This is a genomic window from Kitasatospora sp. NPDC002040 (genome assembly GCF_040296785.1).
Classification (GTDB): domain Bacteria; phylum Actinomycetota; class Actinomycetes; order Streptomycetales; family Streptomycetaceae; genus Kitasatospora.
Genome location: NZ_JBEOXV010000003.1, coordinates 1 through 13,520, shown reverse-complemented (window position 1 = coordinate 13,520; position 13,520 = coordinate 1). Strand labels below are relative to the sequence as shown.

The window sequence follows — 13,520 nt, the reverse complement described above, 5'->3', positions numbered from 1 at the left end:
TCCCGTTCCACAAGAGCGCCCGACGGGAAGGCACAGGGGCCCACTCGCCGAATCGATCCCCGTCAGCACCGGAAATATCAGGCACAACCACCACTTTCACGACAGTCCGGGGCGCCCGGCCGCACCCGCTCCCACCTGCCGGGAGATGTCGGGCACACGGCACGGATCTCCCCACCGGGTGCCGTGGTGAGGCAGACTGCTGCGGCTGGGCGTGCCTGCGCCCGGCCCGGGCCGGGCAGTCGCCGCACAGCAACCGCACGTCCACTGCCCAGGTACCGAGCGACGGGGGCGAATGACCATGCACACGACGGACGGGCCCGCCGGCCCGTACGGCGACCCGCCCACCATGCCGCTGCGTCAGATATCCGACGACCAGCCCGTGCCGGGTCCGGGGCAGCCCACCGTCCAGCTCGGTCGGCACGTCCCCACCCCCCGCCTGCCGTACCCCCCGCCGCCCCCGGCTCCCCCGGTGGCGCCGCCGGCCGAGCCCGCCAAGGCCGCCGGGGCGAGCTCCACCGCCCGCAACGGCCTGATCATGGCGCTCGGCTCGCTCACCTCCCGCGCCCTCGGCTTCGTCCGCGCCGGGGTGATCGCCGCCGCACTCAGCACCGGCGCCCTCGCCGACGGCTACGCGGTGGCCACCATGCTGCCGAACACGATCTTCATCATGCTGATCGGCGGCGTGCTCAACTCCGTCTTCGTCCCCGAGCTGGTGCGGGCCGCGCAGACCCACGAGGACCGCGGCGTCGCCTACACCAACCGGCTCCTGACGGTCTGTGGCGTGGTGCTGATCGCGATCACCGCGGTGGCCTTCACCTGCGCCCCGATGATCGTCGACGCCTACACCAACTACCGGCCCGAGGACGCCGTCCAGCGCGAGCTGACCATCGCGCTGGCCCGGTACTGCCTCCCCGCGATCCTGTTCTACGGCGTCTTCGGCCTGCTCGGCCAGGTGCTCAACTCGCGGGACAGGTTCGGCGCGATGATGTGGGCCCCGGTGCTCAACAACGTCGTGGTGATCGCCGTCTTCGGGCTCTACCTGGGGATCTACGCGCACGCCACCACCGCGAAGGACGTCTCCGCCGGCGCGACCATGCTGCTCGGGCTCGGCAGCGCCCTGGGCATCCTGCTCCAGGCGCTGGCCCTGCTGCCCTCGCTGCGCTCCTCCGGCTTCCGCTACCGGCCGCGGTTCGACTGGCGCGGCTCCGGGCTGACCACCCCGCTGCGGGCGGCCGGCTGGGCGCTGCTCCTGGTGGCGGTCACCCAGCTCGCCTTCCTCGGCATCACCAACCTGGCCACCGGCGCCCTGTCGCAGGCCCAGGCCGACGGACTCACCCAGGGCCTCGGCTACACCGCCTACAACAACGCCTACCTGCTCTTCATCGTCCCGCAGGGCATCATCACGGTCTCGCTGGTCACCGCGATCCTGCCGGGCATGTCCCGCTCGGTCACCGCGGGCCGGTTCGAGGAGGTGGGTGCGGAGCTCGCGCTGACCCTGCGGAACTCGGCCGGGATGATCGTCCCCGCCTCCGCGATCTTCCTGGCGCTGGCCGCGCCGATCGTCACCCTCGCCTACGGCCACGGCAACGTGTCGGACCCGGACATCGAGGTGATGACGCAGGTCCTGATGGCCTTCGCGCTCGGCCTGCCCGCGTTCTGCGCCCAGTACGCGCTGGCCCGCGGCTTCTACGCGATGAGCGACGCCCGGACGCCGTTCTGGCTCACCACGGTGACCTCGGGCAGCAACGTGCTGCTCTCCTGGGTCGCCTTCCTGGTGCTGCCGAGCCGCTGGATCATCATCGGGATGGCGGGCGCCCACACCGCCGCGGTGCTGATCAGCGCGGCCATCACCGGACGCGCGCTGGGCCGCCGGCTGCGCCGCGAGGGCGCCGCCGTCGTCACCGAGCTGCCCGCCGACGCCACCGTCGACTTCGGTACCGGCCGCCGGGCCCGGATCCGCAGCGGCCTGGACGGCGGCCGGCTGGTCCTGCTGCACCTGGCACTGGCACTGGCCTGCGCCCCGGGCGCACTGGCCGCCTACTGGCTGACCGGCCGGCTCGACTCGGCGCTGGACGGCGGTGCGGTGGCCGCACTGGCCGCGCTGGTGCTGGGCCCGCTCGCCGTCCTGGTCTCGGTGCTGCTGCTGGCCCGGCCGCTCGGTGCGGGTGCGGCGGTCGCCCCGCTGGCCCGCAAGCTGCGCATCCCCTACCCGGCTCCGGCCGTCAGCGGCGGCAAGCACCGCCGCTGACGGGGAGCGGTCGACCGGGTCAGGAGACCGGGTTGCCGACCAGCTGGACCGGGCCGTTGAAGGTGTTCGGGGTGCAGCCGGGGGCGGTCAGGGTCAGCCGGTCCCGGGTGGCCACCACGCTCAGCGGGCCGGTCAGGACGGTCCCGCAGAGCTGCACCGTGCCGGCACCGACCGCCTGGACCGGGCCGGTGATGTCCGAACCCTTGACCACCAGGCTCGCCCCGGCGCGGACCACGACCGGGCCGGTCTGCTGAGCACCGGTCAGGCAGGTGGTGCCGCTGCCGACCACCAGCGGGCCGGTGTGACGGCCCGTCACCGTGGTGGTGCACGCCGGGCCGGTCGGGACCTGGGCCCGGAAGGCCAGCGCGTAGGCGATCTTGCCGGGCTTGGCCTCGGTGATCGGGGCGCTCAGCTTGCCGAACTCACCACCGGTGGGCTTCTTGCCGGCGTTCCACGCGGCCATCCGGCCCAGCTGGTCGGCGGTGCGGCCCCCGATCACGGTGTCCCCGGGCACGGCCGACATGGCCTGCGAGGCCGTCCGGACCGCCGCCAGGTACGAGGCGGCGTCGGTCGGGTTGTACGAGCCGGGCAGGGCGATGCCCTGGGCGCGCAGCCAGTCGCCCCAGACGAACTCCAGGTACTCGGCCGCGTCGGCCGGCACCGCGTAGCCGATGTCGCGGGTGAAGTAGACCAGGCTGCGGTACGCGTCGTCGTGGAAGTACGCCAGGCCCAGGTGCTGCGGCAGCTCCGCGACGGTGACCGGCCGGTTCTGCTCGTCCACCAGCCGGACCCAGTTCCGCTCCTGCATGGCCTGCCAGAACGCGGTCGGCGACAGGTCGCTGAAGTTGGCCTGGACGATCAGGCGGATGTGCAGCTGCGGGCCGCCGTCCCGGGCCTCCAGGAAGGAGGTCAGGGTGTGGTGGCCGTCCGTCAGGTACAGCGCTCCGCCCGGGCCGACCACGACGGTCTTCATCTCGGCGCGGCTGGCCTCGGTCTCCTGGCCGATCGCGATGGTGCAGGTGAAGCTGGCCGGGTCGGCGATCCGGGCGCCCGGCTGCACCGTGGCGGCCACGCCCTGGCCGTTGGTCTCGCACCAGTCGTCGAAGCGCTTGTTGATGTTGCCGTTCAGCTCGTCCTTGGGCGAGCCGTAGCGGCCGAGCTTGTAGTAGACCTCGTCGTAGCCGATCGAGGACTGGGTCGGGCGCAGCTGACCCAGGCTCACGTCCAGCAGGTCGCCGGGCTGGGCCCGCAGGGCCGCCGCGGTGGAGCCGCCCGCACCGCTGGCCGCCGCCGCCGGGCCGGCCAGCCCGGCCAGGCCGCCCAGCGCGAGCACGCCGGCCGCGGCGGCGGCGAGCAGTGCGCGGCCCGGGCGGCGACGCGGCAGGAAGGGTGCGGGGGCGGAGCCGGTGCTCATGGGTTCTCCTGCGGGTCGATGGCTGGCAAGCAGTCGCTGCTGGCGCATATCAACCCACCGGCCCCGCCTCAACCGGTGACCGCAGGGTGACCCCGGAACGGCGGGCGGATGAACCCTGTTCGTCGGCCGTCCACATCTCGGACACTGCGGAAACAGGAACGCCGCAGGCCCTCCGTCCCCGTCGGGTGGAGGGCCTGCGGCGCTGTCATCACTGTGCCCCATGCAGGATTCGAACCTGCGACACCGGCTTTAGGAGAGCCGTGCTCTATCCCCTGAGCTAATGAGGCGTGACCGATGACAGACTAGCGGATCACGCCCCGGGCGCCCCTCCCTATAGCTGGTTCCGGCGCCGGGATCAGTCGGCGGCCTGCTCGGCGGCCTTGACCTGTTCGGCGAACTCCTCGGCCGGGAGGCGGTCGACGGTGGCCCCGTGCTCGGCGGCGAACCGGTCGGCGGGCTCCGGCGAGGCCTCCTTGATGTCGAGGACGAGCAGCCCGGTGCCGTCCTCCACCCGGGGGCCGAGCACGATCAGCCCGGCACCGCCGGTGGCGCTCCGCTCCTCCTCGGCCGCGTTGCCGAGGGCGGCCCCGGCCGCGAAGCCGAGGAAGGCGCCGACCGGTCCGCCCAGCATGCCGATCAGCCCGCCGACCACGCCGGACCCGACCGTCGGGACGCCCGCGCCCCGGGCGAAGCTCTCGCCCATCTCCAGCAGGCCCTCCGCCGAACGCTCCAGCACCGCCGCCTGGCGCAGCCCCGGCAGGTGCTTGGCCTGCTCCAGGGCGGCCCGGCCGGCCGCGGGGTCGGCGAAGGCGAGCAGAACCACGTTGTGCTGGTCGGTCATCGCGTTCCGATCGGTCGGCGGCGGTGTGCGGCGGTGTCACGTCATCCTGGACACAGCAGCCGGGGCGGTGCCACAGGCGAGGACCATTCAGGGTGCGGGCGGAACCGACGGGACGTCACTCCGGCGTCGTGGCGAGGGGGATGTGTTGACGGGCTTGGGGCAGGATCGGGAGGGAACCGGAATGGAGCGGTCGGTGGAGGGTGCGGTGCGGGCGCAGCGGTTGGCACGGGTGGCGGTCGGCTGCGCCGGGGCGGCGGCGGTGGTGCTGGTCGCGATGATCGGGCTGCGCGGCCTCGGCGTGGTGCTGGCCGGGCTGGTCGGACTGGCGGTGGCGGCGGCCGGGGTCTGGTGGGCGCTGGCCTACCGGGGGCCGGTGCGGCTGTTCGGGGCGGTGCTCGCGGTGGCGGCGCCGCTCTGGGTGCTGGGCTTCCTGGTGAACAGCGGGATGGGGGTCGCCGCGCTGGCGGCGGTGGCGCTGTGGACCGGGGCGATGACGTCCGCGGCCGGGGCGCTGCGGCAGGACCGCAGGCAGCGGACGGCCCGGGAGACCTCGGCCCGGCGGCCGGTCCGGCCGGTGCTCATCATGAACCCGAAGTCCGGCGACGGGAAGGTCGGGAAGTTCGACCTGGTGGCGAAGGCCGAGGCGCTGGGCGCCCGGGTGGTGCTGCTCGACGGGCAGGACGTGTCCGAGCTGGCGCAGCAGGCCGTCCGGGACGGCGCCGACCTGCTCGGGGTGGCGGGCGGCGACGGCACCCAGGCCCTGGTCGCGGCGGTGGCGGCCGAGCACCGGCTGCCGTTCCTGGTGATCTCGGCCGGCACCCGGAATCACTTCGCGATGGACCTGGGCCTGGACCGGACCGACCCGTCCCGCTGCCTGGACGCCCTCACCGACGGGGTCGAACTGCGGGTCGACCTCGGTGCGGTGGCGGGGCGGCCGTTCGTCAACACGGTCTCCTTCGGCGCGTACGCCGAGATCGTGCAGAGCCCGGAGTACCGGGAGTCCAAGGCGGCCACCGCGCTCGGCGCGCTGCCCGACCTGCTGGCCAACCGGATCGGCGCCCGGCTCACCGCCCAGGCGGACGACACCCGGCTGGAGGACCCGCAGGCGCTGCTGGTCAGCAACAACGCGTACGAGACCGGCGACCTGCTGGGTGCGGGCAGCCGCCCCCGGCTGGACGCCGGCCGGCTCGGGGTGATCGGCGTGAAGCTGGAGGGCGCGGCCCAGGCCGCCGAGCTGGCCCTGCGCGGCGAACAGGCGCAGGGCCTGACGGTGCTGACGGCCCGGCAGGTGACCGTCACGGCCGACAACGGGACCATCCCGGTGGCCGTCGACGGCGAGGCGCTCACCCTGCCGACCCCGGTCAAGTGCGAGATCCGGCCGGGGGCGCTGCGGGTGCTGGTCCCCCGCGACCGTCCCGGTGCCACGGCGGTCGCCCCACTGCGGGACTGGCGCCGGGTGGGGCGGCTGGCCCTGGGACGCTGAGCAGGGCCGTGGTGCGCAAGGATGAACGGAGCGGACAGGAAGGTGGCGAACGATGCGTAGCCCGACGACCGGTGGATGGTGGCCGCCGCAGCCAGGCCCTGCGGTGCTGGACCTGGCGGCCCTGGACCGGGCGGTGTACGGCGCGGTCGCGATCACGCCCACGCCTGCACTGGACGGGGTGATGCGGCGGCTCTCGCACGCCGCGAACCACTCGAAGATCTCGTTCGCGCTGGCCGGGCTGCTGGCCCTCCGGGGCGGTCCGGCCCGGCGGGCGGCGCTGCTCGGCGTCGCCGCGATCGGGGTGGCCTCGGCGGCGGCCAACCTGCTCGGCAAGAACCTGGTCCGGCGGGAGCGGCCGGACCGGCTCGGGGCGCTGGTGCCCGAGGCCCGGCACGTGCCGATGCCCAGCTCGGCCTCGTTCCCGTCCGGCCACTCCGCCTCGGCCTTCGCCTTCGCGGTCGCGGTGGGGGCCGAACTCCCCCGCACGGCGGTGCCGCTGTGCCTGCTGGCAGCCGCCGTGTCGTACTCCCGGGTGCACACCGGCGTCCACTACCCGGGCGACGTGGTGGCCGGGTCCCTGCTCGGCGTCGCCTCCGCCACCGCCGTCCGGATCGCCCTGACCTGAGCCGCCGGGCCCCGTCCGCTGCGGCCGACCGCGGCCCGCCGCAGCGGCCCGGATGGCTGATCCCGGCGGGTGCGGGGCGGCCTGACGGGGTGTGATGGGGAGGTGGACTTCTGGGAGTACGTCAGCAGCCGTCGGGAGCAGCTGCTCTCGGATGCCTTCCAGCACGCCAGCGCGGTGTTCCAGTGCATGGTGGTGGCCGCCCTGGCCGGGGTGGCGATCGGGGCGCTGACGTACCGGAGCGAGCGCGGCGGCCGGATCGCGGTGCTGACCACCGGGACGATCCTGACCCTCCCCTCGTACGCGCTGCTGGGCCTGCTGATCCCGGTGCTCGGCCTCGGTGTCCCGCCGACCGTCACGGCGCTGGTGCTGTACGCGCTGCTGCCGATCGTGCGGAACGCGATCGTCGGCCTGCGCGGGGTCGACCCCACCCTGGTGGACGCGGCCAGGGGGATCGGGATGACCGGGACGGCGCGGCTGCTGAAGGTGGAGCTGCCGATCGCCTGGCCGGTGATCCTGGCGGGCATCCGGGTCTCCACCCAGCTGAGCATGGGCATCCTGGCGATCGCCGCGTTCGCCTCGGGGCCCGGTCTGGGCAACGAGATCTTCTCCGGGCTGGCGAGCCTGGGCAGCGCCAACGCACTCAACGAGGTGCTGGCCGGCACCCTGGGCATCGTCGTCCTGGCGCTGCTGTTCGACGCCGCGCTCGTGCTGCTGGGGCGCCTGACGGTATCGCGAGGACTGCATGGCTGACGTCACCGGCGCGACCATCGAGCTGGAGCAGCTGACCAAGCGCTACCCGGGCAGCGCGAACCCGGCGGTGGACTCGGTCAGCATGGAGATCGCGGCGGGCGAGACGGTGGTCCTGGTCGGCCCGTCCGGCTGCGGCAAGAGCACCACGCTGCGGATGGTCAACCGGCTGATCGAGCCGTCCTCGGGCCGGATCAGGATCGGCGGCGAGGACGTCACCGACATCGACCCGGTGAAGCTGCGCCGCCGGATCGGGTACGCGATCCAGTCCTCGGGGCTGTTCCCGCACCTGACCGTGGCGGAGAACATCGCCCAGGTGCCGCGGATGCTCGGCTGGGGGAAGCAGCGGATCAGGGACCGGGTGGAGGAGATGCTCGACCTGGTCGGCCTGGACCCGCGCGAGTTCCACGACCGCTACCCGCGCCGGCTCTCCGGCGGCCAGCAGCAGCGGGTCGGGGTGGCCAGGGCGCTGGCGGCGGACCCGCCGGTGCTGCTGATGGACGAGCCGTTCGGCGCGGTGGACCCGATCACCCGGGACCACCTCCAGGACGAGCTGATCCGGCTCCAGCACGAGCTGCACAAGACCATCGTCTTCGTCACCCACGACTTCGACGAGGCGATCAAGCTGGGCGACCGGATCGCGGTGCTGCGGGAGCAGTCCAGGATCGCCCAGTTCGACACCCCGGAGGCGATCCTGACCAATCCGGCGGACGACTTCGTGTCCGGCTTCGTCGGGGCGGGCGCGGCGCTGAAGCGGCTCAACCTGACCCGGGTCCGCGATGTCGGGGTGGCCGAGTACCCGGCCGTCTCGGCCGACGAGCCGCTCCAGGTGATCTTCAACCGGCTGCGGATCGGCGGGGTCAGCGAGCTGATGGTGCTGGACCGGCACCGCCGCCCGTACAAGTGGCTGCGCCGGGGCGACCTGGCCCGGGCCCGGGGTTCGCTGGCCCGGGCCGGCACGCCGGTGACCCACACGGTGAGCCGGGACGCCACCCTGCGGGACGCGCTGGAGGCGGTGCTGACGGACAGTTCGGGCCGGGTGGCGATCACCGGGCGGCGCGGCGAGTACCAGGGCGTGGTGGACATGGAGACGCTGCTGAACTCGGTGCACGAGCTGCTGGAGGCGGACCGGCTGGCCGCGCTGGAGGGTCAGGAGGAGCTGATCGGGCACCAGCAGCCGCACACCCGGCAGGAGTTGGAGGGCCAGTGATCACCCGGGCCAAGCTGCTCACCACCCCGGCCGTGCTCGCCGCGGTGCTGCTCGCCACCTACCTGTGGATCGTGAACGCCCCGCTGGACTCGATCGAGCGGAACGCGCTGGAAGGCGGCCAGGTCCGGCTCTACCTCTGGCAGCAGGTCGAACTGACCGCCGTCTCCACCTTCTTCGTGCTGGTGCTGGCGCTGCCCGCCGGGGTGCTGCTGACCCGGCGGTTCGCCCGCCCGGCCGCCCCGCTGGCGGTGGTGCTGGCCAACCTGGGCCAGGCCACCCCGGCGATCGGCCTGCTGGCGCTGCTCACCTTCTGGCTGGGGATCGGGGCCAGGACGGCGCTGGTCGCGATGGTGGCGTACGCGGTGCTGCCGGTGCTCAGCAACACCATGGCGGGGCTGCGGGCGATCGACCCGGCGCTGCTGGACGCCGCGAAGGGCATCGGGATGTCGCCGCCCGGGGTGCTGGCCCGGGTCGAACTCCCGCTGGCCGTCCCGCTGATCCTGGCCGGGGTGCGGACCGCGCTGGTGCTGAACGTCGGCACCGGGACGCTGGCCTCGTTCGCCGGCGGCGGCGGTCTGGGCAACCTGATCACAGCGGGCATCACCACCCAGCGGACCAGGGTGCTGGTGGTCGGCGCGGTGCTCACCGTCTGCCTGGCCCTGCTGGTGGACTGGCTCGCCTCGCTGGCCGAACTCCGGCTCAGCCCCCGGGGCCTGGAGTGAGGCGGCTCGGGGTGCTGGCCGCCGTGGGCGCGCTGCTGCTGGCCGGCTGCGGGCTGCACAGCGGCAGCGTGATCCCGGCCGACGTGCACCCGGGCTCGCTCGGCCAGGGGCGCCCGCTGGCGGGTGCCTCGCTCACCATCGCCTCGAAGAACTTCACCGAGAACGTCATCCTGGCCGAGATGATCGGCCTGGTCTGGACGGCCGCCGGCGCCGAGGTGACCGACCGCACCAACATCTCCGGCTCGATCGGCGCCCGGCAGGCGATCGTCTCCGGCACCGCCGACGCGATGTACGAGTACACCGGCACCGGCTGGATCACCTACCTCGGCCACACCGAGCCGATCACCGACCCGCAGGCGCAGTGGCAGGCGGTGCACGACGCCGACCTGGCCAACGGGATCACCTGGCTGCCGCAGTCCGCGCTGAACGACACCTACGCCTTCGCGGGGAACGCCGCCAACGTGACGAAGTACGGGCTGCACACCCTCTCCGACCTGGCGGCGCTCTCGCACCGCGACCCGTCGGCCGTGACGCTCTGCGTGGACAACGAGTTCAGCGTCCGGGACGACGGCCTGCCCGGGGTCACGGCCGCGTACGGGATGACCGTGCCGCGTTCCAACGTGCGCACCATGGACGCCGGGATCGTCTACACCACGGTCGCGGACGGCTCCTCCTGCCTGCTCGGCGACGTCTACAGCACCGACGGCCGGATCGCGGCGCTCGGGCTGAAGGTGCTGGAGGACGACCGGCACTACTTCCCCAACTACAACGCCGCCCCCGAGCTGAACAGCGCCACCCTGGCCAGGTACCCGGTGCTGGCCGACCTGCTCGACCCGGTCTCCGCGAAGCTCGACAACACCGTCGCGCAGCAGCTCAACTCCCGGGTGGACGTGGACGGCGAGGACCCGCGCGCGGTGGCCCGGCAGTGGCTGATCGACCAGGGCTTCATCACCGGGGACTGACCACCGGGGACCGGCCGCCGCGCCGACAGTGATCACCGACACGCACCCCGGCGGTCATGACGGCGCCCGCACCGGGCAAGGATGCGCTGACGACGGATCACCACGGGGAGTGCGAGTTGACGGCGGATCGGATGATCGGGCTGCTGCTGGACGCCGGGAGTTTCAGATGCTGGGACGAGCCGGTCCGGCACGACGGCGCTGACGAGGCGTACGGGGCCGCACTGGGGCGGGCCCGGGAGCGCACCGGGCTGGACGAGGCGGTGACCACCGGGCGCGGCCTGCTGGGCGGGCGGCCGGTGGCCGTGGTGGTCTCCGAGTTCGGCTTCCTGGGCGGCTCGATCGGGGTGGCCACCGCCGAGCGGATCACCAGGGCGGTGGAGCGGGCCACCGCCGAGCGGCTGCCGCTGCTGGCCCTGCCGGTCTCGGGCGGGACCCGGATGCAGGAGGGGACGGCGGCGTTCCTCTGCATGGTCCGGATCAGCGCCGCCGTGCTGGCCCACCAGGAGGCCGGGCTGCCGTACCTGACCTACCTCCGGAATCCCACCATGGGCGGGGTGTTCGCCTCCTGGGGCACGCTGGGCCACCTGGTGCTGGCCGAGCCGGGCGCCCGGCTGGGCTTCCTCGGCCCCCGGGCGCACCAGGAGCTGCGCGGGGTCGAGCTGCCCGCCGAGGTCCAGCTCGCGGAGACGCTGGCCGCGCGCGGGCTGATCGACGCGGTGGTCCCGCCCGAGGAGCTGGCCGGGGCGGTCGGGCGGGCGCTCGCGGTGCTCACCGACCCGGCCGGCCCCGCCCCCGCTGCGGCGGACCGGCTGCCGGGCCCGGGCCCTGCTCCGGCCGACGCCTGGGAGTCGGTCCGCCGCAGCCGCAGTCCCGAGCGGCCGGGGACGGACGCGGTGCTGGCCGCGGCCGACCCGGGCCGGCTGGAACTGGCGGCCCCGGACCCGGCGTTGGCCCGGGCCCTGGTCAGGTTCGGCGGGCAGCCCGCCGTACTGGTCGGCCAACGCCCGGGTGCCGAGCGGCCGTTCACCGCCGCCGACCTGCGCACCGTCCGGCGGACGGCCCGGCTGGCCGAGCAGCTCGGGCTGCCGCTGGTCACCCTGGTGGACACGTCCGGGGCCGAGCTCTCCGCCCAGGCCGAACTCGACGGCCTGGCCGTGGAGATCGCCCGCTGCCTCAGCACCCTGGTGGCGCTCCGTACGCCCGTGCTCTCGGTCCTGCTCGGCCAGGGCTCGGGCGGCGGCGCACTGGCCCTGCTGCCCGCCGACCTGGTGCTCGCGGCCGAACACGGCTGGCTGGCCCCGCTGCCGCCGGAGGGCGCCTCGGCGATCGTGCACCGGGACGGCACGCATGCGGCCGAGCTGGCCCGGTCCCAGGGCATCGGCGCCGACGCCCTGGTGGCGGCGGGCCTGGTGGACCGGATCGTGCCCGAGCACCCGGACGCCGCTGCGGAGCCCGCCGCCTTCGCCGCCCGGGTCGCCCGGGAGATCGGCCTGGCTCTCGGTGAGTTGACGAACCGTCCGGCGGAGCAGCGGCTGACCGACCGCGCGCGCCGGAACCGGCGACTGGGCGGGAGCTGATCCGACCGGAACTGTTCGGAGATTTTCGGACTGATCGTTCGCGCGCTACTCTGATCCCTGATTTGTTACCAAATTCGACGGATGATCAGATCAGCTCTTGAGTCACGTGCGATCTCTCCTGCGCAGCGTATGGCTGTCTCCTGCCCTCGCCATGCTGCTTGTCGGCCTGTTCCGCAGTACCGACCCCGAGTTGTGGCGGGACGAGGTCTCCAGCTGGAGCGCCGCCACCCGCGATCTCGACCAGCTCTTCGGGATGCTGGACAACGTGGACGCCAGCAACGGCACCTACTACGTGATCCTGCACTTCTGGGCCGCGCTGTTCGGCGACTCCGTGTTCGCCCTGCGGCTGCTGTCCGCCCTGGCGATGGCCGGGGCCGCAGCCTTCACCGCCCTGATCGGGCAGCGGCTCTTCAACAGCCGCCTGGCCGGTCTGTCGGCGGGGCTGCTGCTGGTCACCGTCCCGACCGTGTCCCGGTTCGCCCAGGAGATCCGCACCTACGCCGTGGTCACCTGCGCGGTGGCGGCGGCCTGCTGGCTGCTGCTCCGGGCGCTGGACCGCCCGGGCGTGCTGCGCTGGTCCGGGTACGCGCTCACGATGGCCCTGGCCGGGGCCTGCCACCTGGTCTCGCTGAGCAGTCTGGCCGGCCAGCTGGTGCTGGTGCTCGGGCACTGGTGGAGCCGGCGCAGGGAGCCGGGCGCCGCCCACGTGCTGTGGCAGTTCCCGCTGGCCGTGCTGGCCACGCTGGCCGCGGTCTCCCCGGTGGCCGTCCTCGGCGACCGGCAGTCGGCCCGGCAGCTCGGCTGGCTGCCCGCGCCCTCGGTGCACGACCTCGTGTACCTCTGGCACGACCTGTTCTACGCGCCCCGGGTCTCGTACGCCTTCGCGCTGCTGGCGCTGCCTGCGCTGCTGCACCCCCGGTTCGTCCGGGGCGCGGTGCAGGCGCTGCTGCTGGCCGTGCTGCCGGCGCTGGTGGTCTGGCAGCTCTCCCAGGGCACCACGTCCTACTTCATAGAGCGCTACCTGCTCTTCACCCTGCCCGCCCTGGCCGTCCTGGCGGGCGCCGGCATCGCCGCCGTGGCGGCCCTGCTGAGCCGCCGGGTGCCCCGCCGGGCCGCCGTCGCCGCGGCGCTGGCCCTGGTCGCCGTCCCGCTGGTGGTCGGCGCCCCCAGGCAGCAGGCACTGCGCAACACCTTCTCGCACGGCGACCGGGACTTCCGCGGCGGGGCCGAGGTGATCGCCGCCGGGTACCGCCCGGGCGACGGGCTGGTCACGGCCGGCGGGAACCAGGCCTGGGCCATGGTGGAGGCTGGTCTCACCTTCTACCTCCCCGGCTCCGTCCGGCCGACGCCGATGTTCGTGGAGCGGGACGCGGTCCGGAACGAGGACCTGTACGCCCGCCCCTGCCCGGTGGCCGAGCCCTGCCTCGGCGACGCGCCCCGGACCTGGCTGGTTACCATCGGCAAGAGCGCCGATCCCTACGAGGGCCTGCCCGGCGACCAGATCCAGGCCCTGCAGAAGGCCTACGTCCCGACGCAGACCCGGCAGCTGCCGGGTCTGACGGTGTCACTGCTGGTGAGAAAGGCTTAGACGTGACGACGGCTGACCAGGAGAGCTCCTTCGCCGATCTCGGTGAGGTGCTGGTGATCATTCCGACGTACAACGAGGCGGAGAACGTCGAGCGGATCACCGC

The 13,520-nt window shown here is 73.9% G+C and carries 11 protein-coding genes and 1 tRNA gene; 9 read left to right on the top strand and 3 right to left on the bottom strand.

Features of this window, described 5'->3' with window-relative positions; all coding sequences use genetic code 11:
* Positions 1-292: 292 nt before the first annotated feature.
* Positions 293-2,248, top strand: coding sequence for a murein biosynthesis integral membrane protein MurJ (murJ, locus tag ABT118_RS10285; RefSeq protein ID WP_350656808.1), 1,956 nt, complete (start codon positions 293-295; stop codon positions 2,246-2,248).
* A 19-nt stretch (positions 2,249-2,267) separates the two neighbouring features.
* Here the strand turns inward: murJ and ABT118_RS10280 are convergent, their stop codons facing one another.
* The 3 genes from ABT118_RS10280 to ABT118_RS10270 form a co-directional block, all read right to left on the bottom strand.
* Positions 2,268-3,662: a ParB/Srx family N-terminal domain-containing protein gene (locus ABT118_RS10280; RefSeq protein ID WP_350656748.1), complete on the bottom strand. Its 1,395-nt coding sequence runs from the start codon at positions 3,660-3,662 to the stop codon at positions 2,268-2,270.
* Between the two features lie 214 nt (positions 3,663-3,876).
* Positions 3,877-3,949 (bottom strand) — tRNA-Arg (locus ABT118_RS10275).
* Between the two features lie 68 nt (positions 3,950-4,017).
* Complete coding sequence (locus ABT118_RS10270) at positions 4,018-4,503, bottom strand: histidine kinase (protein ID WP_350656720.1); 486 nt, start codon at positions 4,501-4,503, stop codon at positions 4,018-4,020.
* A gap of 181 nt (positions 4,504-4,684) precedes the next feature.
* Between ABT118_RS10270 and ABT118_RS10265 the strand changes: the two genes are divergently transcribed.
* The 8 genes from ABT118_RS10265 to ABT118_RS10230 all read left to right on the top strand — a co-directional run bounded on the left by ABT118_RS10265 (position 4,685) and on the right by ABT118_RS10230 (position 13,417).
* Entirely contained in the window at positions 4,685-5,986 is a 1,302-nt protein-coding gene (locus tag ABT118_RS10265; protein WP_350656664.1) for a diacylglycerol/lipid kinase family protein, read from the top strand.
* 52 nt (positions 5,987-6,038) lie between these two features.
* The gene (locus ABT118_RS10260; protein ID WP_350656548.1) at positions 6,039-6,611 is read left to right on the top strand and encodes a phosphatase PAP2 family protein; all 573 of its coding nucleotides are present in this window, start codon (positions 6,039-6,041) and stop codon (positions 6,609-6,611) included.
* 102 nt (positions 6,612-6,713) lie between these two features.
* On the top strand, positions 6,714-7,361 hold the full coding sequence (locus ABT118_RS10255; protein ID WP_350656461.1) for an ABC transporter permease: 648 nt from the start codon (positions 6,714-6,716) through the stop codon (positions 7,359-7,361).
* Positions 7,354-8,568, top strand: a complete 1,215-nt coding sequence (locus tag ABT118_RS10250) for a betaine/proline/choline family ABC transporter ATP-binding protein (RefSeq protein ID WP_350656335.1) — start codon at positions 7,354-7,356, stop codon at positions 8,566-8,568. The genes ABT118_RS10255 and ABT118_RS10250 overlap by 8 nt, the downstream gene beginning before the upstream one ends.
* Complete coding sequence (locus ABT118_RS10245) at positions 8,565-9,290, top strand: ABC transporter permease (RefSeq protein WP_350656235.1); 726 nt, start codon at positions 8,565-8,567, stop codon at positions 9,288-9,290. The genes ABT118_RS10250 and ABT118_RS10245 overlap by 4 nt, the downstream gene beginning before the upstream one ends.
* Positions 9,287-10,252 carry a glycine betaine ABC transporter substrate-binding protein gene (locus tag ABT118_RS10240; protein WP_350656154.1) on the top strand — a complete coding sequence of 322 codons (966 nt, stop codon included), beginning with the start codon at positions 9,287-9,289 and terminating at the stop codon, positions 10,250-10,252. The genes ABT118_RS10245 and ABT118_RS10240 overlap by 4 nt, the downstream gene beginning before the upstream one ends.
* 56 nt (positions 10,253-10,308) lie before the next feature.
* Positions 10,309-11,829 carry a carboxyl transferase domain-containing protein gene (locus tag ABT118_RS10235; protein WP_350656090.1) on the top strand — a complete coding sequence of 507 codons (1,521 nt, stop codon included), beginning with the start codon at positions 10,309-10,311 and terminating at the stop codon, positions 11,827-11,829.
* Positions 11,830-11,980: 151 nt separating this feature from the next.
* Positions 11,981-13,417 (top strand): glycosyltransferase family 39 protein, encoded by a 1,437-nt coding sequence (locus ABT118_RS10230; RefSeq protein WP_350655992.1) that lies wholly within the window; start codon positions 11,981-11,983, stop codon positions 13,415-13,417.
* Positions 13,418-13,520: the final 103 nt, after the last annotated feature.

Excerpts from the sequence above, each read along its gene's own strand:
- murJ (WP_350656808.1), top strand. The coding sequence starts at position 293 with ATGACCATGCACACGACGGACGGGCCCGCCGGCCCGTACGGCGACCCG.
- ABT118_RS10280 (WP_350656748.1), bottom strand. The coding sequence starts at position 3,662 with ATGAGCACCGGCTCCGCCCCCGCACCCTTCCTGCCGCGTCGCCGCCCG.
- ABT118_RS10270 (WP_350656720.1), bottom strand. The coding sequence starts at position 4,503 with ATGACCGACCAGCACAACGTGGTTCTGCTCGCCTTCGCCGACCCCGCG.
- ABT118_RS10265 (WP_350656664.1), top strand. The coding sequence starts at position 4,685 with ATGGAGCGGTCGGTGGAGGGTGCGGTGCGGGCGCAGCGGTTGGCACGG.
- ABT118_RS10260 (WP_350656548.1), top strand. The coding sequence starts at position 6,039 with ATGCGTAGCCCGACGACCGGTGGATGGTGGCCGCCGCAGCCAGGCCCT.
- ABT118_RS10250 (WP_350656335.1), top strand. The coding sequence starts at position 7,354 with ATGGCTGACGTCACCGGCGCGACCATCGAGCTGGAGCAGCTGACCAAG.
- ABT118_RS10235 (WP_350656090.1), top strand. The coding sequence starts at position 10,309 with ATGACGGCGCCCGCACCGGGCAAGGATGCGCTGACGACGGATCACCAC.
- ABT118_RS10230 (WP_350655992.1), top strand. The coding sequence starts at position 11,981 with ATGCTGCTTGTCGGCCTGTTCCGCAGTACCGACCCCGAGTTGTGGCGG.